Genomic DNA, 22,574 nt, shown 5'->3' with positions numbered 1-22,574 from the left:
GATAAACATGCACGCCCAACAGCAGCAATTGATCAATGGCGCCTGGATGGCAGGAGATGCGGATACGTTCTTCAAGCATGACCCTGTCTCCGCATCGCTACTCTGGCAGGGAGCGTCGGCCTCCAGTGAGCAGGTTGCCGCGGCTGTAGAGGCTGCGCGGAGTGCGTTTCCCCTTTGGGCGCGTACGCCTTTTGCCGAACGGCAGGCGCTGGTAGAGCGTTTTGCCGAAGTGATCAAGGCGCGTAGCGAAGACCTTGCCGTTGCCATTGCCAGTGAAACTGGTAAACCACTCTGGGAAGCGCGAACCGAGGCAGGGGCGATGGTGGGCAAAGTCGCCCTTTCCATTAAGGCGTATAACGAGCGTACGGGGGAGAGGGCAAAAGATGTGGGAAGTGCCAAAGCAGTGTTACGCCATCGCCCCCACGGCGTCATGGCGGTGTTCGGCCCCTATAATTTTCCTGGCCATCTGCCCAATGGTCATATGGTGCCTGCGTTGTTGGCAGGTAATACCGTCGTATTTAAACCTAGCGATCAAACACCGTTAACGGCAGATTTGACCCTGCAGTGCTGGCTGGAGGCCGGGTTACCTGCTGGTGTTATTAACCTTGTGCAGGGTGGCGTGGCGGTTGGGCAGGCGCTTGCAGCGCATCCCGATATTGACGGCTTGCTATTTACCGGTAGTGCCAAAGTGGGCGGTATGTTGCAGCAGCAGTTTGCCGGGCAGCTGGATAAAATTCTTGCCCTGGAGCTGGGTGGCAATAATCCACTGGTAGTGAAAGACGTTGATGACGAACGCGCTGCGGTGCTGACCATTTTACAGTCGGCCTTCCTTTCCGGTGGCCAGCGTTGCACCTGTGCGCGCCGATTGATGATTCCCAAAGGGGAAGTGGGCGACCGCCTGATTGAGGCACTTGCCAATGCCATTACCACGCTGCATGTGGCTGGGCAGTTTGAGGAAGCGCCTGCTCCTTTTTATGGCGGCCTGGTTAGTGTGGCAGCGGCGGATGGCCTGCTGAAAGCCCAAGATGAGTTGGAAGAACTGGGCGGTACCGTCATTAACCGTATGCGGCGTTTGAAAGAGAACACCAGCTTACTAAGCCCCGCGCTGATTGACGTGACCGGGCTGGATGTACCTGATGAGGAGCACTTCGGCCCGCTGCTGAAAATCCACCGTTATAGCGACTGGGAGGAAGCCTTGGCGTTGGCCAATAATACCCGCTATGGACTTTCCGCAGGACTGATTGGTGGGCAAAAAGCTGACTGGGATGACTTCCTGCTGCGTATTCGTGCCGGGATCGTGAACTGGAACCGCCAAACCACGGGTGCTTCTGGCGATGCGCCCTTTGGTGGTGTTGGTGATAGCGGCAACCATCGCCCAAGTGCCTACTATGCGGCAGATTACTGCGCCTATCCGGTTGCTTCCGTGGAAGCCGAAGCCCTGGAGATGCCAGAAACCCTGCCGCCAGGAGTCAACCTATGAGTGACGTTTCTAACTGCAGTGTCTGGGAAGTTAATTTCGATGGGCTGGTGGGACCCACCCATAACTACTCAGGCTTGGCCCACGGCAACGTTGCTTCCATGAGCCACGGCGGCTTGATATCCAACCCCAGGGAAGGAGCATTGCAGGGGTTGCTGAAAATGAAGTCGCTGATGGGGGCGGGCTACGCCCAGGGTGTCCTGCCTCCCCAGCAGCGCCCTGATGTGGGGGCGCTGCGTGACTTGGGCTTCAGTGGCAGCAACCGGGAAGTGCTTACCCGCGCCGCTGCCGAAGCCCCGCAGCTACTACGGGCAGTATGTTCCGCCTCCAGCATGTGGACAGCCAATGCCGGCACTGTTACACCCAGCATTGATGCAGCGGATCGCCGGGTGCACTTCACTCCGGCCAATTTACAGTCCAGCTTCCATCGTTATCTGGAGCCGCAAACCACCGGTCGCGTACTGCAGGCTATTTTCCGTGATGAGCAGCACTTTGCACACCATCCGGTGCTGCCTGCCACACCTGCTTTTTCCGATGAAGGGGCTGCCAACCATACCCGGTTATGTGGTGAATACAGTGAACCGGGGGTACATCTGTTTGTGTATGGCCGTCAGGCGTTTGGTGGTGAACACAAGCCTAAGCGCTACCCTGCCCGTCAAACACTGGAGGCCAGTCAGGCGGTGGCTCGCCAACATGGTCTGACCGATGTGCAAACAGTCTTTGCCCAGCAGCACCCGGATGCCATCGACGCAGGCGTGTTCCATAATGACGTGATAGCGGTTGGTAATGGTGCCGTGCTGCTCTACCATGAAATGGCGTTCCTGGAAGAAGAGCGCACCCTGGATGAACTGCGCGCCAAGATGACCACGCCACTCATTCCGGTGCGGGTGCCTCTGGAAGCTGTCAGCATGGAAGATGCGGTGGCCTCTTATCTGTTCAACTCCCAGCTACTCTCCAATCCAGACGGTTCCATGACGCTGGTGGTACCCGGTGAATGCCAGGAGCGTGAAGCGGTATGGCGCACCATTCAGGATCACTTGCTGGCGGGTAACAATCCGATCAATGAGGTCATCGTGAAAGACGTTAAACAGAGCATGCGTAACGGTGGAGGCCCCGCCTGCCTGCGTTTGCGCGTTGTACTTTCGGAAGCCGAACGTGCTGCGCTCACTGGCCGCGTACTGCTGACCGAGGCACTGTTTGATGATTTAACTGCCTGGGTAAATCGCCACTACCGTGATCGTCTCGCTCCTGACGATCTGGCTGACCCGCAACTGGCGGAAGAGTCCCTTACCGCACTGGATGAACTGACGCAACTACTGAAAATCGGCTCGGTGTATCCGTTTCAGTTGGGGTAGGTGTATTACCTAAGCTGGAAAACAAAACGCCAAGGCAATGTCTTGGCGTTAGTCGTATAGAGGAGAGCCGATACATCGCTCAAAGATTAACTCTAAAGGATGGTAGTCGCAGTAGTAGCCTGCGATATTGGCTTCTATCCATTCCCTTCGCGGAAGGGATGAACGACATTTAAATCTCCATATAGCTCCGCACACGCTGATATTAGGTCTGCTTTTTCAAGTTGAGTGAAGTGATTATGCTCTGCCAGCTTGGTGAATAGCTTTTCAGCCTCGGGAGCGATGCGGTTGACGTTGCAAAATCGTGTGTCGCCTTTTGCGATATCGATGGTTCTTATTTCCCCTGCCCAGTCATACAGGTCATGAAATAGCTGATGATGTAGGCGTTTGAGATATGCAAAGTCATAGGGCGGTAGCAATAGGGATCCTTCCCTGTCCCGTACTTATCCATCAGCGAATTTTGTGCTTCTGATATTTAGCCAGTACATCATCCTTGTTGGCTTTTGGTGCTTGAGAGTCAACAGTGATTCCTTCCAGCGCCATACTCGCTTGATAATTGGAGCGCCGTACCTTCGCGTAATAGCGACGCTTTGTTTCCAGAGAAACATTATTCATACTACCTCCTTAGCTATTAAACCTAGTATAGCGGAATGATAATGCAGGGTTCATCCCATACCTGAACTCATGTTGTGCAGCGTCGGTAGCTATCTGTGCAGGTAAGTAGGCTGAGATTTTGCAGTGCGTAGTAAGCCTGATACGCACCCACTTTCATAATATGTCTCTCTTGGCCTTGTTAACCTAGGGAAGTTGTTTGGCTTTGCCAATATTAAGCAGGGCGATACCTGCACCAATCAGCAGGGTGCCCAGCAGTAAGCCCTCGGGGGCGGTTTCTCCCTGCAGCAATATCGCGACGGGCACGCCCACCACAGCACCAACGGATCCCAATAGGCTCAGTAAGACAGGGCCACCGCTTTTCTGTAGCAGGAAAAGCAGTAGGAACTGGCCTGCGAAGATCATCGCCTGGAGGATAATCAGCATCGTGGGTAGCGGGCGGTCTGTCTGAACGCTAAGAGAGAAGCCCGGCAGAAAACCCACGCTGAGCAGGATAACCGCAGCGGCGATTAGCATCCCAGGTGCCAGCGCATCGCTGGATACGCCTTCTGGCCAGCGCAAGGTTCGGTAGAGATTGCCAATGGCCAGCAGTACGGGGCCAATCAGGGCAATGAGTATCCAGAGATAATCAGCATCCGGTGCAGATAGCTTATGGAAGGCCAGGGTGACAGCCCCCGCAAGGGCCGACATGATCCCCGCCGCACGCATAACCCGAAACCGTTCCATTTTTAATGTTATCGCGCCAGCGTAGGTGAGCAGTGGTGGCAGAGTGATGATGAGTGCCACGAACCCAGCACCCACATGGGGAATAGCTGAGAAAAAGATCAGGTTGGAGCCAGCCACGCCCAGCAACGCAGAGACGGCATAATACTCAATGTTGCGAATGCTAACCGGCGGCAGGTTGCGACGTAACGCCGAGATCACCACCAGAATCAGCGCTGCCCCGGCAATTGACCAAAACAGAAAGGCAAGGGCTGAGAGGTGTATGTCACCGGCCAGTTTCGCCAAGTTAGTCGATAAGCCCAGTAAGGCACCACCGGATAACAGATACAGGAGGGGGGCAAGCCAGGATTTTTTAGGTGCGTAGGTGGGGGGCGTGCTTGATAGTGCCATTAGCAGTGTTCTCATTAGTACCGTTTTGGAAATTATCTTGATATCAAGATATGTGTCATTAATCTTGACGTCAAGATAATTAAGCGCAAAATACTCCCATGGATCATGTAGACACTATTCTCAAACAGTGGCGGCGAGAGAGGCCGGATCTTGATGTCGCGCCGATGGGCACCCTCGGGCGAGTCAAGCGACTGAACCACTACTTAATGCGTGCGATGGAGAAGACCTGGGCGAAATACGGTCTGACTGACGCAAGCTTTGATGTTCTGGCGACTCTTCGCCGGGAAGGGGCGCCCTATGCGCTATCGCCAGGGGACCTGATGGCGTCCACCATGGTGACGTCGGGCACCATGACCCACCGTATTAACCAATTGGAAAAGGCCGGGTTGATTGAGCGGGTCAAGAACCCTGAAGACGGTCGCGGTTTTCTGATCTCTCTGTCGCAACGTGGATACGATTTGATTGACGAAGCGGTTGCCGCCCATGTAGACACACAGGCTCAGCTGGTGAGTGGCTTGAGTGAAGCACAACGGGTTCAACTGGATGAGTTGCTGAAGCAGTTTCTAATGGGGTTTGAGCAGGAGTAAACTGCGTTACGGCGCTAAAACTCAACACTTAAAGGCCCCTACCGTAATGACCACCTCGAACCACCGTTTTTCCGATGCTGAGCAGCGAGGGCTTTATCGTGCCATCCATGAACGGCGCGATGTGCGTTCACAGTTTCTGCCTGATCCTATTGCACCAGAAGTGTTGGCACGGCTCTTACAGGCTGCCCACCATGCTCCTTCGGTAGGGTTCATGCAGCCCTGGGATTTCATCGTGATTGAAAGCCGCGTGATAAGAGAAGCGGTGTTGGCGATATTCGAGCAGGAGAATCAAAAGGCTGCCGGGCGCTTTGAAGGAGAACGCCAAGCACATTATCGCAGCCTCAAGCTTCAAGGCATTATGGAAAGCCCATTAAATCTCTGCATTACCTGTGACCGCAGCCGAGGTGGCCCCCATGTATTGGGGCGCAACAGCATTGTGGAAACCGATCTGTTCAGTACCTGTCTGGCAGTGCAAAACCTCTGGCTGGCAGCACGGGCAGAAGGGATTGGTGTTGGTTGGGTGAGTATTCTCGATCAGGAGCAATTAAGTACTACCTTAAACTTACCTGAACATGTTTATCCACTGGCGTATCTTTGCCTGGGCTATGTCAGCGAGTTTTTAGACCAGCCGGAGCTGGAAGCGCAAGGCTGGCGCTCCCGACTGCCGTTGAACGAGTTGGTGCACAGCGATGTCTGGGGCCAGTCATTGACGGACAGCCACTTTCAGGATGCGTTGAGCAGACCATGAGATGGGCACCAGGTTTGCGACGCACCCCGCCAGAGTGGGCTGGTGAGATGCGCCATATGTGCCAGCAGATTATTCGCTTACTGGGCGTATGCGGCGAATGTGATCCCCTTGCGGATCGTCCTCACCACGTGATTTGTTGACCGCAAAGATATTGCCCTGGTTATCTTCATGAACATGGTTGGGATAGGTACCACCGTCCAGATTAGCGACGAGTTCACCACTACGATCAAGAACGGCAAGCGTGCCGGAGGCACGGTTGCTGACGTAAGCCAGGCCACTTTCATTGTCAAAGGCGACGTTGAGTGGACCAGCCCCCACAGGTACATCATGCACGATCTCGCCTGATGCCAAATCCACATATAGCAGGTTGTCGGAACCTTGGGAGACGACCAGCAGCCGCTCACTCTCGGCATCGAAGGCAACCCCTGAGGCTCTGTGGGCATTGGCCAGTCGAATTACTTGCTCGACGCTGTCGCTTTCAGTGTCAATCACTACGGCTTCCGGGGTGTTCAGGCTGGTAGTGAACAACCGGCCCGAAGCTTCGTCCAGCTCCAGGCTCATCGGCACGAACCGCTCGCCGCGAAGCTGAGAAGCGATTTCGATGTTGGTGATGATCTCGTACGAGGCTGTATCCAACACCGTGATGTAATTCTCGCCAGTTGCCGAGACGTAGGCCTTGCCTCGCTGGCTGTCGATGATCACATCGCGGGAGTGTGGCACTGTGCCGATGTCGAACTGCTTGACCAGTGACAGGTCGGATTGGCGGTAGATGGCGATCGTATCTTCACGGGTATTGGTGACCCAGACGTTGCCATTAGTGTCGTCCACGCCAACGCCATACACCGCGAATACCCGGTTATCCTCGTATCCTGGTATGGCTTCCGGGGTGACTTGGGCAATGACCTCAAGGGTATCGGGGGCGACTTTCAGCAGTGCCGATTGGGTAACCGGAGGGCGGCCAACCGCAGAGGTGACGAACAGCGTATCGCTGCTGGCACTATAAGCCGTCTGATACAGTCCCTGGGGCAGTGCTGCTACAGAGATATCGAAAAGTTCCTCGCCGGAAAGTGGTATCTGCGGGGAGATCTTCAGGTCGATAATACTGGCGGCATAGGGGGTATTGGCAGTGAGCACGAGAGGATGGCGCCCTGGTACCGCGTCGTCCGGTATCGTAATTGTGCCGCTGAAATTACCTTCGTCATCAGCGACATAGGGTGTTGCATTGAGCACCGTGTCACCTCGCGACAGGGTAACAGTCTGGCCGGGGGTAAAACCTCGTCCGACAAACTCGACATCGCTACCAGCAACGATCAGTGGGGTGGCTGGACGTACACTGCCGTTGAAGTTCGGGTCGGGAGCATCGAAAACCTGTGCCGTAGCTAGTGATGGCAGTGCCCACATGGCGACGGAAACGGCTGCAAGGCAGCTCAAGTGATAGCGGTTGGGAAGGCGTAGCATGGCATTGCTCCATCAAACATCGTTTAGGGAAGCGATGACGAGGATGTCATCGAATGGTGCCGCGGGTGTTGCTGTGATCGGAGATACCCACCGTCTGATGTAGCGCGTCCATGAGTGATGCGCGCAAGGTCAGGCCATGGGTCAGTTCAGGAAATTCGCGATAGCTTGCGGTGACGCCTGGAAGTTGTTCGAGGCGCTGAGCAAGGGTCGCGGCTGAGTCTGAAGGGGCGCTGGCAATTCGACGCAGATGCGCTTGAACGCGTGGATCGTTCATGTCGCGATTGCTGATATCGCGGTTGCGCTCCCCCCCGCCCAGCGTGAGTAGGACACGCGCAGGGCGGCCTGCATTATTGGCGATGAAGCGTGCTTCGGGCTCAGCTAAAATGGCGCCATCGGCCCACCAAAGTGATGGGCTGCCAGCAGCGTAGCTGGAAAAAGCACCACTACGGGTATAAAGCGTATGCAGGACAAGCAGGCCGCCCAGTGAGTGGCCCCATAGGGTTTGCTGGGCCGGGTCGGTGGCTATACGGCGCGCGATTTCTGGACGGATAGTGCGCTCGATGATCTCCAGGAATGCGTCAGCGCCACCTCCGGTGTACTCCGATGGCGTAGTGTCGCTATGATATGGGTCGGTGACAAAGGTATAGTCCCTTGTGCGGGCCGGGTCGATACGCAGGTCGTTGTCATACCCGACAAATACCAGCAACGGCGGGTTAGTCTGAGCGATCAGCTCATCCAGTAAGCGAGCATCAAACTCCATTAGCGCAGCGTTGCCATCCAACATCCAGAATGCGGCAAAGCCATTTTCGGGCACCGGACGCTTGGGAATCCCTAACGTGACACGCCAGTGTCGCTGTTGATCCGGGCTGGCGACACTGAAGCGTTCAAACCGGTAAGACTCAGAAGGTTCGTCCAGCACGGTATGGTGTAGCGATAGGCTTGGGTTGCGTGGTTGGGCCAGGGTGATGGTGCTCCAGAGAGATAGGAATAGTATGAGGGTTGCCACGTGAAGGGCATGGGACAACCCTCTCATTCCATAGTGGTGTGTAGTCATGAATCATCCGTTCAAAAGACGCTTAGTCAGCAGGAAAGAGCGGGTATAGTGCGCATTTGCTAGCTGAGCCAGTTGCATAAGATCCCAGTATTGATAATCATTAATCTTTTTAACAATAATTAAGTTCATGATTTTTCTTTTGTTTCTTGTCACTAATGTTGTTTTGCCACGTACCGGCTGTTAGTTGGCGTACTATTCAGCCTAAAGCTCAGGGTGGCTATGATTTAGATGGATTGCTGTGCCCATCTGGGGTGCCAGTCTCCATTGGTGTCTTCCCTGGATGGTGCCAGGCGTCTGCAGCAGGTTATCCAACTGGGTAGCACTGGCGTGTGCCGACTCAGGGCGTATTGGGTGGATGTACCCTGCCCATAACAGTGTTTGCAGCACTTGATTGAGCAGGCCGGGAGCCTGCTGATAGGCTGTCAGGCGGCGCAAGTGAGAAAAGCGACAAGGCGCTGCCTGCAACTCACCCAGTACCGGCATAAAGAGTTTGGCAGACCCGGTGATCGGCCCGATGCGGGTATCGAATACCAGATCCGTAGCTGAGTCAGGCACTTCGGTAAGCAGGGTGAAGGCGATGCTATCGAGGGCTTCCTGGTGCGCGGTGGTGGTTAGCGCGTGGTCGCCTTTCTGGTAGAGATCGCGCCGCAGGCTTTGATGACGGGCGATATCCTTGAAGGTTTCCACCAGTGAGGTGGGCGCCTCCGCCAACTCGCGCAGTTGAGCGTGCAGCTTGCCAGGCAGCGATAGAGTATCGATGTTCTCCAACGGGGTAGCGCTGCCCAGATACCCACAATCCGCCTGGGCGAGAGCGTTCAGGGTATCGGCCACATGTTGGGGATGCCAGCTGTCGGCCAGAAACTCGTGGGCCAGATAGGCCGGGTCCTCGGCGGCCAGATGTTCCAACTGGCGCTCGATGCCAGGGTGTTCGGCAAAATAGCCGCTGCCCGAGAGTTGGCGGGCAAACCTCAGTGCCTGGGTTACCCTTTGTACGCTGCTGCCCTGGGCCGACCGCGCGAATTCGCGCATCAGCTTGCTCAAGGCGATAAGCGATGAAGAGCCCGGGTGCGTCATGTAGCTTACGTAGACTAACCCGCCGGGCTTGAGGTGATGATGAATAAAGGCTTGTATGCCTTCGCGGGTGGTGGCCTCCACCCATGCCCAGACACCGTGGGTGACGATAAAGTCGCATTGGGTTGGAATGACATGCGTGGCGTTGGCGAGGTCAGCAGCTATGAACTCAACGTTGTTGATACCTGCACGACGTGACAAGTCACGAGCCCGTTCAACTTGCCGTATATCAATATCTATTCCGAAGAATCTACCCATAGGGTTGGTGGCTGCTGCGGTCAGCGTGTTCATGCCCCCGCCACACCCCAACTCGCACCAGGTGTAAGGTTGGGTTACATCAGGGGGGCGATGACCCAGCGCAATGGCAGTGCTACTTAACCATAACGGCATGGTTTCGCGGTGAAAGTGATCGGGATACGGCGTATCTAGAAGCAGAGACGTTGATGACGATGACATTGATATTCCGTATGAGGTAAACGTTGGTGTTGCCCATTGATGTCGCTGGGCCTCTAAGGTGAACGCTGTCTTGATAGTGCTTGCCAACGGCTTGCCTGGCAGTGAGGCACTGACAGGCAAGCGGTTGGCGTTAGTAGTGTTAGGGGAGGCCAGTCACCTAGAAATCCATATTGAGTGACATGAAGTAAGCACGTCCTGGTTCGTTGTAGGTCGCTGCTCCTGCGCCACTGCTATTGCTCTCACGATAGAGACGCTCATCGAAGAGGTTTTCCACGCCAGCTCCTACTCGGATGTCGTTGGTGAGGTAGTACTGCGCGCTTAGACCCCAGACGCTGTACGGCCCACGTACATTGAGTGCCTCGCCGGTCTGCGGGCTGCCGGTCAGGCTCTGCGTGGGTGGTTCCTGTTTGCCGTACCAGGTGCCGGAGAGCAATACCGAGAGGTCGCTGGTGACCCACCAGTCGAGGGATGTATTGAGCGTAAACTCCGGAATGATCGACAGGGGTTGTCCGGTTTCTTGATTTTTGTTTTCCACCATATACGTAAAGTTATTGTTCCAGCTTAACGTACTGCCGTCGTCACCAATCAATGGAATGCGTAGGTTGCCTTCAAAGCCACTTACCACGGCTTTGGATGCATTCTCCCATTGGAAGATCCCGCCATTATCGGCCACTGTGCGGCCGACTTCGTCAAGACCCGCCTGGATGCGGTTGTCATAATCATTGTGGAAGTAGGTGAGTGAAGCGTGGTAGCCGTTATCGGCCCACTCAATGCCCAGTTCCTTGTTCAGACTGGTTTCCGCATCGAGGTCGCTGTTGCCCAACACGTAGCAACCGCCGCCACTGTTGCCGGTGTAGCCGAATGGGCAGCCATTGCCCATGGTGTAGTAGAGATAGTTGTCGTTGGCCTGGTAAAGGTTGGGTGCCTTGAAGGCTTCCGCGATGCCACCTTTGATGGTGACGGTGTCGCTGGCGTGGAACTGAGCGTTCAGACTGGGGCTTGCGTGGGTACCGAACTGGCTGTGATGATCGACACGCAGCCCAGGCGTGACGATCCAGCGGTCGCCCAGATAAATATTGTCCTCGACGAACAGCGCGTAGGTCTGAGCATCAGCTTCGCCATCCTGGTTGTTTGGGTCAAGGCCGGGAATGGAGTCGCCATAGTTGATGGCTCCCTGAACGGCGTAGGGGTCCTCCAGACGACTGTCGCGGTACTCGAAACCAACCGTCCAGACATGTTCGTTGCCCGCCAGTTGGGAATGAAGGTTAACCTCGCCATCCAGGTTGTAGTTGCGCAAACGCGAGGTAGATCCGTCGGCTTCGGTATTGATGCTGCCTTCAGCGCCTCCTGCCAGCCCCTCGTTCAAACGCCAGCTGTTGGTGCCCTCGAAGCCCAGGGTTAGACGTGAAGTATTGCCCGCGCCCCAGTTGCCCCGGTGAGTGAGCGAAGCCGTGTTGCGATACAGACGGTTGGTTTCGGCATTGCTATTGGCAAGCTCATTGAGCAGGTCGCTACCACTTTGGCTGACCGCGCGGTCGCCAGCGTAGATGTTGCCCTGGCGGCTGGTGCCGGCCTCAAACTCAATAACATTGGCAGTGTTGACATCCCAGCGCAGCAGACCATTGATATCACGGTTGCGTACGCCTTCACTCCCAGCAGGCGGGGTAGCATCAGCGCTGCTTGCGAAATCAGCGTTGATGTCCAGTGAGTCGGCATCGCTGCGGCTGACGTTGCCGTATAGACGGAAGGAGAGATCGTCAGCAACCGGTCCACTCAGTACGAAGCCGGCACGCTGGCTGTCGCCCTCGGCACTATCTTCCTGTATACGACTATACAGATTGAGTGAGCCACTTAACGTATCGGAAGGCTGCTTGGTGATAATGTTGATGACGCCGCCTGAGGCCCCGGAACCGTAGCGCGCCGCTGCTGGCCCGCGCAGCACTTCGATTCTCTCAACGGCGTCCGCAGGCACCCAGTTGGTGTCTCCACGGGTATTACGCTCGCCGCTGCGCCCCATGCGAATGGCGTTGCGCGAGCCGATCGGGCGGCCATCAATCAGAACCAGGGTGTTTTCCGGCCCCATGCCACGCAGGTCGATCTGTCGGTTATTGCCATACTGGCCGGAGGCGCTGTTACCGGTCAGGTTGACACCGGGCATTCGACGAATAATCTCAGAGAGGTCGTTGGCGGGTGGGCGCCGTTCGATATCCTCAGCGGTGATGGTCGATGATCCCAACGCCTGGCTGGCGATGGCTTCCGCCGTCACGTAAATTGTGTCGAGTGTTGCATCGTCGTCGGACGTCGTGGTCGCCTCTTGTGCGGCAAGTGGGTTGGAAAATGCCATGGCGACGGCGACAGTAAGGGCAGAAAGCGCAAAAGGGGTAGACACAACGGGTGACGACATGGGAAGCGGATCCTGAAGTGATGAGCAGTAAGTAGGAGTTTGCGAAAAAAGAGCAGTAAGGAAGGGAACTTTCTCTCTATTCAGCAATACTAATGCTAATATTAATGATAACTGTTTTCAATTGATTTTGGATATCTGATCCTGACCATTTCGCTATAGGCAAAGCGGGTGGGTGGTCGGACAAGAGAGTGATAGCCGTGGCGCCCGCCTGAGCAAGTGCGGGAAAGCGCTACCTTTGATGATGAGCTGCTGATGAAACCTTGCCTTGTATGGCCGCTGGCATGCCTGACGTGCCTTGTGCTCGCCAGCGTCAGTTGGGCCGAGCATGATATGCCGCCCGAGCCGATGGAAATCCTGGATACCGATAGCGTGCCCGCCAGTCCGGCGCTGAGGCGTCTGGCTACCGAACTGGCGCATGAGCAACCCAGGGCGCTGGAGCGTTTCTGGCGCCGGGCGGAACAACACGGTACGCCGCTGCTGGAACACGACGAGAGGGGGCGTTTGCTGGCCACATTCCTGTGGCGGGCGCTGCCCGAAGCGGGCGAGGTACGACTGCTCTGGCCCTCCCGCGATGTCAATACCCGCCGCTTCGACCATCTGCCGCGCAGTGACGTCCACTACCTGAGCCTGAGGGTGCCGTCTGGGTTGCGTGCCTCCTACCGCATCGCTTCGGGCCTGCCGCCCCTGGATGACGTCGAGCGCGGGGTTCTGCGTCAGACGGTTCGCGATGCAGCCCACGCGGACCCGCTCAATCGCCACACTGATCGTCAGGTACCTCTGGAAGGGCACTCGCTGGTGGAACTGCCCGGTGCTCCTCCGCAGCCATGGCTGCGGCCCCGTGATGGAGTACCGAGCGGTCGTGTGGAGAGCGTGGTATTCGAAAGTCGGCGCCTGGGCAACCGCCGCACACTGGCACTCTACACTCCGCCCGGATTCACCGCTGAGCATCCGGGCTATCCGCTGCTGCTGGTGTTCGACGGACAGGCTTACCAGGAGCAGGTGCCGACGCCGGTGATTCTCGACAATCTGATAGCCGAGGGACGCATCCCACCGCTGGTCGCCGTGCTGGTGGATAACGTGGATCGTGACAGCCGCGCGGTGGAACTGCCCTGCAATCCCGATGTTGGTGACATGCTCGGCGAGGAGCTGTTGCCATGGCTGATGCATCGCCTGCCGCTGTCGGACGACCCTGGCCAGCGTATCCTGGCCGGATCGAGCTATGGCGGTCTTGCGGCCGCCTGCTATACCTACCAGGCGCCGCAACGCTTTGGCATGGCGCTGGTGCAGTCGGGGTCCTTCTGGTGGGGACCGGACGGGCAGCCTCAATGGTTGCTCGAACGCTTCCGCGAATCCCCGCGCCTGCCTATCCGCTTCTATATGGATGCCGGCCTGCTGGAAGGTGCCAGCCCGGATATTCTCGGCAGTAGCCGGCAACTTGCCGCTATCCTGCATGAAAAGGGTTACCAGGTGGCGTATCGCGAATTCGTCGGCGGCCATGACTACGCGATGTGGCGCGGCACACTGGCGGATGGACTACAGGTATTGCTGGGCCCGGAGTCTCGCTGACCGGGTGGCGAAGCGTAGAAGCCTCAGAAAGCCTGGAGTGATGCTGGTGCTTACTAAAGAGTGGGCACACTGAGGTCAATATTGAAATAGCAGAAGACACTCTGTAGGTTCATGCTGATGTTATCGATAACATCAGCATAAAGGTGATGCCATGCCTGAACTGCACCGTCTTACCGCTACCCAACTACTGGCGGGGTATCGCGCTAAAACCTTTTCCCCCCGTGATGTGGCAAGTGCGCTAATGGAGCATATTAGTCAGTGGGAGCCGCGTATCAATGCACTCTATGCCTACCAGCCGGAGGCATTCCTTGCCGCTGCAGAGGTCTCCGCCCAGCGCTGGGCCAAAGGAGAACCCCGCAGTGCTCTGGATGGTGTGCCCGTTACCCTCAAGGAGTTGATTGCCACTAAGGGAGTACCAGTTCCTGCCGGGACAGGGTTGGGTGAACAGGCAGTGGCTGGCGATAACGCCCCTCCAGCGGCACGGCTCATTGAAGACAATGCTCTGCTGTTGGCCAAAACCACATGCCCCGATTTTGGCATGCTCTCATCAGGTCTTTCCTCATTTCATGGCTTAACCCGCAACCCCTGGGATTTGACGTGCAATACCGGTGGTTCAAGTTCTGGCGCGGGGGCTGCGGCTGCGGTGGGATTTGGCCCGCTGCATGTGGGGACCGATATTGGTGGCTCGGTGCGTTTGCCTGCAGCGTGGTGCGGTATCGTAGGCTTTAAACCCTCTTTGGGCCGTATACCAATTGACCCTTACTATGTAGGCCGCTGTGCGGGGCCAATGACGCGTAGTGTAGAGGATGCGGCACTTATGATGACAGTGCTTGCCCGTACCGACCGGCGTGATGCCATGCGTTTACCGCCGGAAAAGATCGACTGGCAGGATCTGGCGCTGAACATGCCGGGTTTGCGTGTGGGAGTAATGATGGAGGCAGGTTGTGGACTGCCGTTGGATGAAGAAATTCGCGAGCACGTCGAGCAGGCCGCAAAGCAACTGGAAATTGCCGGGGCTACTCTGGTGCCACTTGAACCGGTACTGAACCGCGAAATGCTGGATGGTTTGGACCACTTTTGGCAGGCACGCCAGTGGAGCGAACTATTGAAGCTCTCTGCGGCAGAACGAAAGAGGGTGCTGCCCGCCATCCTGGAATGGGCGGATGGTGGTTCACGATTAAGCGGTATAGAGGTGGTGCAGGGCTTTCAGCAAACCATGGCCATGCGTCGCGCAACCGAGGCCGTTTTCGATGAGGTGGATGCAGTGGTTTCACCTACTACGCCAAATATCGCTTTTCCAGCGGAGTGGCCATCGCCCACCAATGATCCACGCCAACCCTTTGAGCATATTGCCTATACCGTGCCATGGAACATGGGAGAGCAGCCTGCGATCTCGCTTAATGCCGGGTTTGGTTGTTCCAATATGCCAATTGGTGTGCAACTGATCGGGCCGCGTTTTGCCGATCACTTTCTCCTGAAGTTAGCGCATCAGTTAGAAATGCGCCTTGCGCTTCCAACACGCTGGCCGTCATTGCCATTGAACCACTAACAGGGAACATATCGATGCGACGTTTCATTGTACTGCCTGCTTCCGGTCGGCAACCGTATTATAAAAAAGCCGGGCGATTTATCGCCCGGCTTGTTACTTAATGGTGATGCTTAGCTGCTGCTGGCAGCACCGCCAACAATACCGCTACGGAAACCACTTTCACCACCGTTGTTGCTGCGATTTTTAAGGTGGTTGGCAACCGTATCCTCGGGGGAGCCCGCCATTTCACGGAACATACCCATGGAGCCCAGTAAGGCCGAGGATTCATAGGGTACGAATACCCGCTCTCCATCTTTGGCCATATTGGGAAGGCTTTTGATATAGCTTTGCCCCAGCAGATAACCCACTACCGTGCGCTTGTTTTCCTCACTGTCGCCAATAGCGCTGAGTACCAGCTTGATGGATTCCTGCTCACCCTGGGCGCGGAGGATCGCCGACTCTTTATCACCTTGGGCGTTGAGAATGGATGACTCACGCTGGCCTTGGGCCATGGCGATAGCTGCCGATTTTTCACCCTCTGCTTCCGTTACGGTGGCACGGCGCTTACGTTCAGCGGCCATTTGCAGGCGCATGGCGGTTTCCACCTCATCCGGCATGGCAATATCCTGTACCTCAACCCGGGAGATTTTAACCCCCCATTTAGAGGCAGGTTCTTCCATTGCTGCCTGTATCTCGTTATTCACTTCCGCGCGAGACTCAAACAGCTTATCCAGCTCCATTTTGCCTACGACTGAGCGTAGCGTGGTTTTCGCCAACACCTCCACCGCCTGGCTCATATTCTCTACTTCATATACAGCGCGTTTAGGGTCAATGATCTGGTAGTAGAGAGCGCCATTGATTCGCACAGTCACGTTATCGGTTGTGACCACGGGCTGGCCGGGGAAGTCCATGACCGTTTCGCGGCGGTCGATACGGATCTCATCGGTGGTAATCGCTTGATACTCCTCCCCCAGCTTGCGGTATCGCAGCATGGTAATGGCGCGGGGTTGCTCGATAAAAGGGATAATAATGTTGATGCCGCTTTCCAGCACGCGATTGAATGAGCCCAGCCGCTCAATCACCATCACTTCCGATTGGCGAACAATCACCAACCCTTTCGAAATAATCAGTATGCCGATAACGACAATAATCAGGCTTATTAATAAACCAGGGCTAATGGGTAAATCCATAGTTAAGGCTCCTTGCGATGTGAGTTATCGTCCTGACGAGTAAGGTCTGCCGGTTGATACAGCATGACCAATGCAGTGGTACCCTCAAAGCGTTTGAACACCACGGGAGTACCCGAAGGCAGCTCGGTTTCGCCGCTCTCCAAAACACGCAGCCGGTAGAAGTCACCATTTACCTTAATACCGGTTGCGTTATCAAAATCGCGTTTTAATGTTATGTAGTGGTTTCCTTTTTCAACCCCTGTACCCGTAGTGCCATACGCCACTCCTCTGGGTGAAAAACGCGGGCGGATCACCATAACACCTACCGGCACCAGTATGCCCGCGAAAATACCCATGCTGAGCAACTGCCAGGGCAGCGTTAAACCAAATGCGGTTACTGCGGCAGTCAGCGCTGCGGCTACTCCCAGCGCAAGCAGTACCATCGCACCTGACGTCAGCTCTGCCAAACTTAGCAGCAAGGCGATGACCAACCAACTATAAGCAGGGTTCCAGTCCATAGGCGCTCCTTTGAAATATATAAGTGATGCTCCCTCTAGGGTAACTCACTCCATGCATCTTGACCTGTAGGCAGCACTTAGGTTTTACACTTTAACTGATACCTAAACTTCTTCCCGGTTCTTTCAAAAGGAGAGTTGCTATGCAGTTTTATCGTTCCTACCAGCGGTTATGCCCATTCTTTCAACTGACGGCAAGCGTGTTGGTGGTAGCAGGGTTGCTGGTCGCTCCCTCCATTCAGGCCCAGCAGCATCAAGCAGCAAGCCATGGTGACCATTCTGCCTCTGATCACCTTCATGAGGAACAACCCGCTGTAGCCGCCTACAAGGCCGCTAATGCCCGTATGCATGAAGACATGTCGATGTCGTTTACCGGCGACCCTGACGCGGATTTTGCGAAAGGTATGATTCCCCACCATGAAGGCGCCATTGCCATGGCGGAAATAGTGCTTGAATACGGTGAAGATGAAGAGATACGCCAACTGGCCGAGGAGATTATTGCCGCCCAGGAGAGTGAAATTGCTTTTTTGCGTGAGTGGCTAACGAAACACGGACATTGATAAGCAGGAAAAGGCGAGCTGAGTGGCTTCGGACAGGCTTAAACTGGCAAGCCACTCATTGATCAACCGCGGTAAAACACTGACGGGCGAGCCTATCGTTCCGGGCTTTTTTGTCTAAGCGTGATCCATATACTGCCATGAGCGCCTACGTCTGACGCAGATAATAGCGAGGTGAACGGCCACCGAATGCTTATGGCAATAAAATTGTGTATAGAGATCTCCTATGATGTTTCCGGCTCTTCGCCCGAACCCGGCTAAATCCTGGATGCTTCACCAGGCATATCAATGCCGCGCCAGGCCAAAAAGCGATAATATCGGCTACCGATGCTGGCGTTCGCGCCCCCGGCCTGAAAGCGTAGCGCCTGATCGTCATCATGGCGGTCATGGATGCCATAGCGGAACAGATACGCAACGCCAGGGCTATGCTCGAACGTGGCTTCCATCTCATAACGCGCCGCCTCTCCCCCTACTCGGGCTATCCACCGCTGTGCCCACTTGCCTTCAATGGCCAGATGCCGCTGGGCATATCGGCTAATCTCATTGGTTGGCGTAAAGTGCTGGGCGTTGATGGTGCGCGCCTCCTGATCGACCTCCGTCAGCCAGCCCCAGTGCGCTTCCAGTTCCGCCAGCCCCTGCTCGATCTCCTCAGCGCTGGCGACGATATTCTCCCACTCATCAGGCCGGGTCAGTGAGGCCGTCGGCACGCCCAGCACGCCGCTGGGCGTGCGGCTCGGCAACGCCGCGAGCCGTTCCTCCAGCGCGGCTTTGGTGTCGCGGTAGATCAGGTAACGCTTGGCCAGCCAGACGAGGTACAGCTCGGTGTGAAAGCGAAAGCTCTCAGCGCTGGGCGCCTGATGCCTGCGGGTCGCTGCGGCATAGGCCTGGGCCAGCGACGGCAGCGTATGTCCATTGATCTCGTCATCAATCATGAAATAAGCTGCCACATCGGGGTTGCGCTGGTAGAGCTGCTCCAGGCTGGGTATTGGCACACCCGCCCGATGCGCCAAGCGGTACATGCGGTGCAACGCATAGCGCGACAGCTCGGCACTAACCTTCTGCTCGCCGGGCTTGAGGCCACCCCCCACATCTTCGCTGATGCCCGGTAACAACTCCTCGCGCCAATTGGCCCGTTGCCCACCAAGGGGACGGCAGCGGCGGCTAATCCGCCGCTCGTGGGCAGCAATCAGATGCACGGCCCGGCGGCAGGCGGGGTGCAACGGGCCACCGTCATCAATTTCCGTAACGGCAGGCGTTAGGGCTTCCAGCGGCCCCATATCGGGGTGGGTGCGATGCACGCAATCGAACAGCCCGGCAAAGGCCACCACCACCTCGGCACCCTGATAGCGATAGATATCGCCCTCACGCTCGCATCGCTTATCGAGCAGCTCGCGGATAAAGGCCTTGGCCAGGGCCGCACCAAAATCGAAGCCGAACACCGTGACACGAATACTGCGCAGCGGCATCCCGGGGGAATTCGCTAGTGCAATTTCTTCCTCGAACTCGCGCGTCGCCTTGGTTAGCCGCGCTGCCGCACCGCTGGTCAATAGGTGCGCCATTAACGGTGTATCGCGCAGCGGCGACCAGGACTCAATGCCGATGCGTGCAAGCGCATCGCGGGGTGCGGTTACCCAGCCCTTGAGCGAACTGAACTGCTGGGCCAGGGTACGCCGGGAGGTCTCCCACCAGGCGCGTCCGCTCTCTTCCAACAGCCCACGCCCCACCGCCTTGCGGGCGCTGCCGCTTACATGCCCCTCAAGGGTGCTGCGGGCCTCACCGGGCGCCATGCGTCCCACCGTGGCCAGGCTCTCGGACGTTTCGCTCTCCAGTGGCGTGCCCAGGCCGGGAAGATAAAGTTTGCGGAAATACTGGCCGGGGTGATCATGGGCATCGGTTGGGTATACCCGGTATAACCTCGCAACGTTACTCATCCTTCCCGAACTTTCGTCTTGTTCGACATGTCGGCCAATGCCATCGAAGAAGATGCCGATTTCCAGCCTACTATGGCAGGTCATGGTATTTATCGAGGGCATATCCTCCGCGATAGCGTTCAACGCCTCGCAGTTGGCCACAATCTCCTCTTCGGTCATGGGTTGGCTCCTTCGTCGAGTTGGTTCAAACGCCTTGGCAAGTAGTCATAGGGCGATACCAAATTTGGGCTCCAGCCCAGCTTGACCTCGTTATTGGGCAGAAAATGCACATGCAGGTAACGATCTTCCCGGGCACGCTCCGGCATTGGCAGTGTTACGTTATGCCTTTCAGGCTCATCGTCACGCTCGAACTCCTCGACGGTTCGCCCATACACCCACACCACCTCGGCGGTATCGCCGCTGATACGCTGGCAGCATACTGTCCCCCCCCCCCCATAGGGATCAAGATTCCCCCCCCAACGACCGTTAACCCAAAAGTGATTTATGTAACGATCAATATGGCTATGCCCACGAAGGGAGGTATCCGTGGGCATAGGGTGCAGACTGGGCAGAAAAAACAACCACACCAGATAACCGGCAACCAGTGCCCCCAGCCCCCAGCGCGCGCCCTTGGGCAGGCCAAGCCAGATTTGCCTGAACAGCCAGTTCCAAATCCATCTCACCAGCATGGGTGACTCCTGATAATATGGCAGGGCGTGGCATCCACCGAGGGCATATCCTCCGCGATAGCGTTTAATGCCTCGCAGTTGGCCACAATCTCCTCTTCGGTCATGGGTTGGCTCCTTCGTCGAGTTGGTTCAAACACCTTGGCAAGTAGTCATAGGGCGATACCAAATTTGGGCTCCAGCCCAGCTTGACCTCGTTATTGGGCAGAAAATGCACATGCAGGTAACGATCTTCCCGGGCACGCTCCGGCATTGGCAGCGTTACGCTATGTTCCTCCACCACCATACCCTGTCGCTCCTGCTCCCCCGTAATGCTAAGAATCCACTCCACCTCGGCGGTATCGCCGCTGATACGCTGGCAACAGACGACCCCCCCCCCCTCCATAGGGTTCAACATTTCCTCCCCAGCGACCATTAATCCAGAAATCATGAATGGGGCGGTCGATATGACTACGCCCTTCGATAGAGGCTTCCGTGGGCATAGGGTGCAGACTAGGCAGAAAAAACAACCACACCAGGTAACCGGCAAACAGTGCTCCCAGCCCCCAGCGCGCGCCCTTGGGTAAGCCGTGCCAGACTTGCCTGAACAGCCAGTTCCAGATCCATCTCACCAGCATGGGTGACTCCCAATAACATGGCAGGGCGTGGCATCCACCGAGGGCATATCCTCCGCGATAGCGTTCAATGCCTCGCAGTTGGCCACAATCTCCTCTTCGGTCATGGGGCGTCTCCTTCTTCACGTTGATCCAAACGTTTCGGCAAGTGGTCATAGGGCGATACCAAATTTGGGCTCCAGCCCAGCTTGACCTCGTTATTGGGCAGAAAATGCACATGCAGATAACGGTCTTCCCGTGTGCGCTCCGGCATTGGCAGCGTTACGCTATGTTCCTCCACCACCATACCCTGTCGCTCCTGCTCCCCCGTAATACTTAGAATCCACTCCACCTCGGTGGTATCGCCGCTGATACGCTGGCAGCATACTGTCCCCCCCCCTCCATAGGGGCCAAGATTTCCCCCCCAGCGACCATTGACCCAAAAGCGATGAACAGGACGATCGATATGGCTATGCCCACGAATAGAAGTGTCTGTGGGCATGGGGTGCAGGTTGGGCATCAACAACAGCCATACCAGATAACCGGCAACTAGTGCCCCCAGCCCCCAGCGCGCGCCCTTGGGCAGGCCAAGCCAGATTTGCCTGAACAGCCAGTTCCAAATCCATCTCACCAGCATGGGTTGGGTGACTCCTGATCACGGGCCAGTAAGCGGCGATAAACATAGGCCAGACGTTCGTCGCGTTGAACCACACCCGCTTCGGATGCAGCCAAGAGCGCCTCTTCCACTTGCTGTGAGCGAGCACAGCCACACACGCCATTCAAAAGCTCAGGATGCTGCTGGGTAAGTAAGCGGGTAAAGGATCGAACCTCGGGATCGCCTTGCAGTGCCTGGTAAAGCGAGGAGGACAGTGTTAATTGCCATTGAGATTCCAGTGGCTCCTGCACCGGCATGGCACCCAGCGACTGCCACCCTTGCTCATCGTCTGGTCGCCACCACTGTTCGATGCCACCGAAGAGCGAGAGGTGCCAGTCAGCATGGGTCTCGGCATGTAGGTGCCTGATTACCTGAGGTAGGTAAAAACGTAGCAGGGAGGGAGGTTCATCCATAGGGCACGCCACCATGGCGGGTGCTAACTGAATGGCCAACTGCTGGGATGATACTCGACTCTCAATCCATGCATGCAAAGCACAATCAAGCGCCTTGTGGGCGGTAAATTGGGGTATTGATTCGCGGGTTACCTCAAGTAACCATGGGCCTTCTGCGGTTAGGTGTGGCTGCCGATGATCCTGTAATAATGGCACGGCTGTAATATCTTGCATCTCAAACAGGGTGGTACGCTCAGTAGGGGAGAGAAGACCAAGTTCAATCAAAGCCAGGCGCTTTTGTGTTTGTGCCGTTGGCCAGGGCGCGTGTTGCCAATCGATAGGTATATGGGTGATGTCTGCCATGCGCTACTCCTCGGCCTGAATCATCGTTTGCCCTGAAGAAAGCGCTTCTCGCCAGCACTCTTCGCATATCTCTGGTGTTTTGAGGTGAGTAGCAAGCAGAGCCTTTTGCGAGAGCTGATTAATTCGCTCAGATGCTTCTGTTATCACATGGCCAGGAAGCAAGGGCATTGCTACCGATTGACCGCTGCCCACGCCAGGGCGGCCGCCGGAGTTGATTCTGACCTGAGGCCCCACGATAGTAATGCCACTGGGGTCGAGCTTGACGAAGCTACCGCCCGCTTTAAGGGTGATCTCTGCCCCGGCATCAA

At 56.4% G+C, this 22,574-nt stretch carries 23 protein-coding genes and 1 pseudogene; 7 read left to right on the top strand and 17 right to left on the bottom strand.

Going from position 1 to position 22,574, the window contains the following annotated elements:
• Positions 1 to 7: 7 nt before the first annotated feature.
• Both astD and astB read left to right on the top strand, forming a co-directional pair.
• Complete coding sequence (gene astD / locus HP566_RS17400) at positions 8 to 1,480, top strand: succinylglutamate-semialdehyde dehydrogenase (RefSeq protein ID WP_249978580.1); 1,473 nt, start codon at positions 8 to 10, stop codon at positions 1,478 to 1,480.
• The gene (gene astB / locus HP566_RS17395; protein WP_249978579.1) at positions 1,477 to 2,832 is read left to right on the top strand and encodes an N-succinylarginine dihydrolase; all 1,356 of its coding nucleotides are present in this window, start codon (positions 1,477 to 1,479) and stop codon (positions 2,830 to 2,832) included. The genes astD and astB overlap by 4 nt, the downstream gene beginning before the upstream one ends.
• A 134-nt stretch (positions 2,833 to 2,966) precedes the next feature.
• On the opposite strand, the gene HP566_RS17390 is transcribed toward astB, so the two are convergent.
• From HP566_RS17390 to HP566_RS17380, 3 genes are all read right to left on the bottom strand, one after another.
• Entirely contained in the window at positions 2,967 to 3,248 is a 282-nt protein-coding gene (locus HP566_RS17390; protein WP_249978578.1) for a Fic/DOC family protein, read from the bottom strand.
• A 31-nt stretch (positions 3,249 to 3,279) separates the two neighbouring features.
• Complete coding sequence (locus HP566_RS17385; RefSeq protein ID WP_249978577.1) at positions 3,280 to 3,444, bottom strand: YhfG family protein; 165 nt, start codon at positions 3,442 to 3,444, stop codon at positions 3,280 to 3,282.
• A gap of 183 nt (positions 3,445 to 3,627) precedes the next feature.
• The gene (locus HP566_RS17380) at positions 3,628 to 4,554 is read right to left on the bottom strand and encodes a DMT family transporter (RefSeq protein ID WP_249978576.1); all 927 of its coding nucleotides are present in this window, start codon (positions 4,552 to 4,554) and stop codon (positions 3,628 to 3,630) included.
• Positions 4,555 to 4,652: 98 nt separating this feature from the next.
• Here HP566_RS17380 and HP566_RS17375 point away from each other — a divergent pair, with 98 nt between their 5' ends.
• Both HP566_RS17375 and bluB read left to right on the top strand, forming a co-directional pair.
• Positions 4,653 to 5,141, top strand: a complete 489-nt coding sequence (locus tag HP566_RS17375) for a MarR family winged helix-turn-helix transcriptional regulator (RefSeq protein ID WP_249978575.1) — start codon at positions 4,653 to 4,655, stop codon at positions 5,139 to 5,141.
• Positions 5,142 to 5,187: 46 nt separating this feature from the next.
• Positions 5,188 to 5,889, top strand: a complete 702-nt coding sequence (gene bluB / locus HP566_RS17370) for a 5,6-dimethylbenzimidazole synthase (RefSeq protein WP_249978574.1) — start codon at positions 5,188 to 5,190, stop codon at positions 5,887 to 5,889.
• Between the two features lie 69 nt (positions 5,890 to 5,958).
• On the opposite strand, the gene HP566_RS17365 is transcribed toward bluB, so the two are convergent.
• The 5 genes from HP566_RS17365 to HP566_RS17350 form a co-directional block, all read right to left on the bottom strand.
• A complete protein-coding gene (locus HP566_RS17365) occupies positions 5,959 to 7,347 on the bottom strand; it encodes a YncE family protein (RefSeq protein WP_249978573.1) in 1,389 nt (462 codons plus the stop codon).
• 46 nt (positions 7,348 to 7,393) lie between these two features.
• The gene (locus HP566_RS17360) at positions 7,394 to 8,401 is read right to left on the bottom strand and encodes an alpha/beta hydrolase (RefSeq protein ID WP_249978572.1); all 1,008 of its coding nucleotides are present in this window, start codon (positions 8,399 to 8,401) and stop codon (positions 7,394 to 7,396) included.
• A gap of 3 nt (positions 8,402 to 8,404) precedes the next feature.
• A complete protein-coding gene (locus HP566_RS21665; RefSeq protein ID WP_284041542.1) occupies positions 8,405 to 8,530 on the bottom strand; it encodes a hypothetical protein in 126 nt (41 codons plus the stop codon).
• A 72-nt stretch (positions 8,531 to 8,602) separates the two neighbouring features.
• On the bottom strand, positions 8,603 to 9,928 hold the full coding sequence (locus tag HP566_RS17355) for a class I SAM-dependent methyltransferase (RefSeq protein ID WP_249978571.1): 1,326 nt from the start codon (positions 9,926 to 9,928) through the stop codon (positions 8,603 to 8,605).
• Positions 9,929 to 10,085: 157 nt separating this feature from the next.
• The gene (locus HP566_RS17350) at positions 10,086 to 12,332 is read right to left on the bottom strand and encodes a TonB-dependent siderophore receptor (RefSeq protein WP_249978570.1); all 2,247 of its coding nucleotides are present in this window, start codon (positions 12,330 to 12,332) and stop codon (positions 10,086 to 10,088) included.
• A 330-nt stretch (positions 12,333 to 12,662) separates the two neighbouring features.
• Here HP566_RS17350 and fes point away from each other — a divergent pair, with 330 nt between their 5' ends.
• Both fes and HP566_RS17340 read left to right on the top strand, forming a co-directional pair.
• The gene (gene fes, locus HP566_RS17345; RefSeq protein ID WP_249978569.1) at positions 12,663 to 13,898 is read left to right on the top strand and encodes an enterochelin esterase; all 1,236 of its coding nucleotides are present in this window, start codon (positions 12,663 to 12,665) and stop codon (positions 13,896 to 13,898) included.
• A gap of 151 nt (positions 13,899 to 14,049) precedes the next feature.
• Positions 14,050 to 15,447, top strand: coding sequence for an amidase (locus HP566_RS17340; RefSeq protein WP_249978568.1), 1,398 nt, complete (start codon positions 14,050 to 14,052; stop codon positions 15,445 to 15,447).
• Between the two features lie 110 nt (positions 15,448 to 15,557).
• On the opposite strand, the gene HP566_RS17335 is transcribed toward HP566_RS17340, so the two are convergent.
• Positions 15,558 to 16,616: an SPFH domain-containing protein gene (locus tag HP566_RS17335; protein ID WP_249978567.1), complete on the bottom strand. Its 1,059-nt coding sequence runs from the start codon at positions 16,614 to 16,616 to the stop codon at positions 15,558 to 15,560.
• Positions 16,617 to 16,618: 2 nt separating this feature from the next.
• Positions 16,619 to 17,113 (bottom strand): NfeD family protein, encoded by a 495-nt coding sequence (locus HP566_RS17330; RefSeq protein WP_249978566.1) that lies wholly within the window; start codon positions 17,111 to 17,113, stop codon positions 16,619 to 16,621.
• Between the two features lie 140 nt (positions 17,114 to 17,253).
• Between HP566_RS17330 and copM the strand changes: the two genes are divergently transcribed.
• Positions 17,254 to 17,670: a CopM family metallochaperone gene (copM, locus tag HP566_RS17325; RefSeq protein ID WP_249978565.1), complete on the top strand. Its 417-nt coding sequence runs from the start codon at positions 17,254 to 17,256 to the stop codon at positions 17,668 to 17,670.
• Between the two features lie 254 nt (positions 17,671 to 17,924).
• Here the strand turns inward: copM and HP566_RS17320 are convergent, their stop codons facing one another.
• From HP566_RS17320 to HP566_RS17290, 7 genes and pseudogenes are all read right to left on the bottom strand, one after another.
• Positions 17,925 to 19,757 (bottom strand): phospholipase effector Tle1 domain-containing protein, encoded by a 1,833-nt coding sequence (locus HP566_RS17320; RefSeq protein WP_249978564.1) that lies wholly within the window; start codon positions 19,755 to 19,757, stop codon positions 17,925 to 17,927.
• Positions 19,754 to 20,266 (bottom strand): DUF3304 domain-containing protein, encoded by a 513-nt coding sequence (locus HP566_RS17315; protein WP_249978563.1) that lies wholly within the window; start codon positions 20,264 to 20,266, stop codon positions 19,754 to 19,756. Before HP566_RS17315 ends, HP566_RS17320 begins: the two co-directional genes overlap by 4 nt.
• A gap of 100 nt (positions 20,267 to 20,366) precedes the next feature.
• Positions 20,367 to 20,648, bottom strand: a complete 282-nt coding sequence (locus HP566_RS21910) for a DUF3304 domain-containing protein (RefSeq protein ID WP_249978703.1) — start codon at positions 20,646 to 20,648, stop codon at positions 20,367 to 20,369.
• Positions 20,578 to 20,880 carry a DUF3304 domain-containing protein gene (locus HP566_RS17305; protein ID WP_249978708.1) on the bottom strand — a complete coding sequence of 101 codons (303 nt, stop codon included), beginning with the start codon at positions 20,878 to 20,880 and terminating at the stop codon, positions 20,578 to 20,580. The genes HP566_RS21910 and HP566_RS17305 overlap by 71 nt, the downstream gene beginning before the upstream one ends.
• 100 nt (positions 20,881 to 20,980) lie before the next feature.
• On the bottom strand, positions 20,981 to 21,493 hold the full coding sequence (locus HP566_RS17300; protein WP_249978562.1) for a DUF3304 domain-containing protein: 513 nt from the start codon (positions 21,491 to 21,493) through the stop codon (positions 20,981 to 20,983).
• Positions 21,484 to 22,266: a DUF4123 domain-containing protein gene (locus tag HP566_RS17295; protein ID WP_249978561.1), complete on the bottom strand. Its 783-nt coding sequence runs from the start codon at positions 22,264 to 22,266 to the stop codon at positions 21,484 to 21,486. Before HP566_RS17295 ends, HP566_RS17300 begins: the two co-directional genes overlap by 10 nt.
• A gap of 3 nt (positions 22,267 to 22,269) precedes the next feature.
• A pseudogene (locus HP566_RS17290) lies at positions 22,270 to 22,574 on the bottom strand (type VI secretion system tip protein VgrG); the annotation flags it as partial.

The sequence above is a fragment of the Vreelandella olivaria genome (genome assembly GCF_023507745.1).
In the GTDB taxonomy this organism is placed as follows: domain Bacteria; phylum Pseudomonadota; class Gammaproteobacteria; order Pseudomonadales; family Halomonadaceae; genus Vreelandella; species Vreelandella olivaria_A.
The sequence above is the reverse complement of the archived record's forward strand: the minus strand, read 5'-3'. Positions and strand labels throughout refer to the sequence as shown.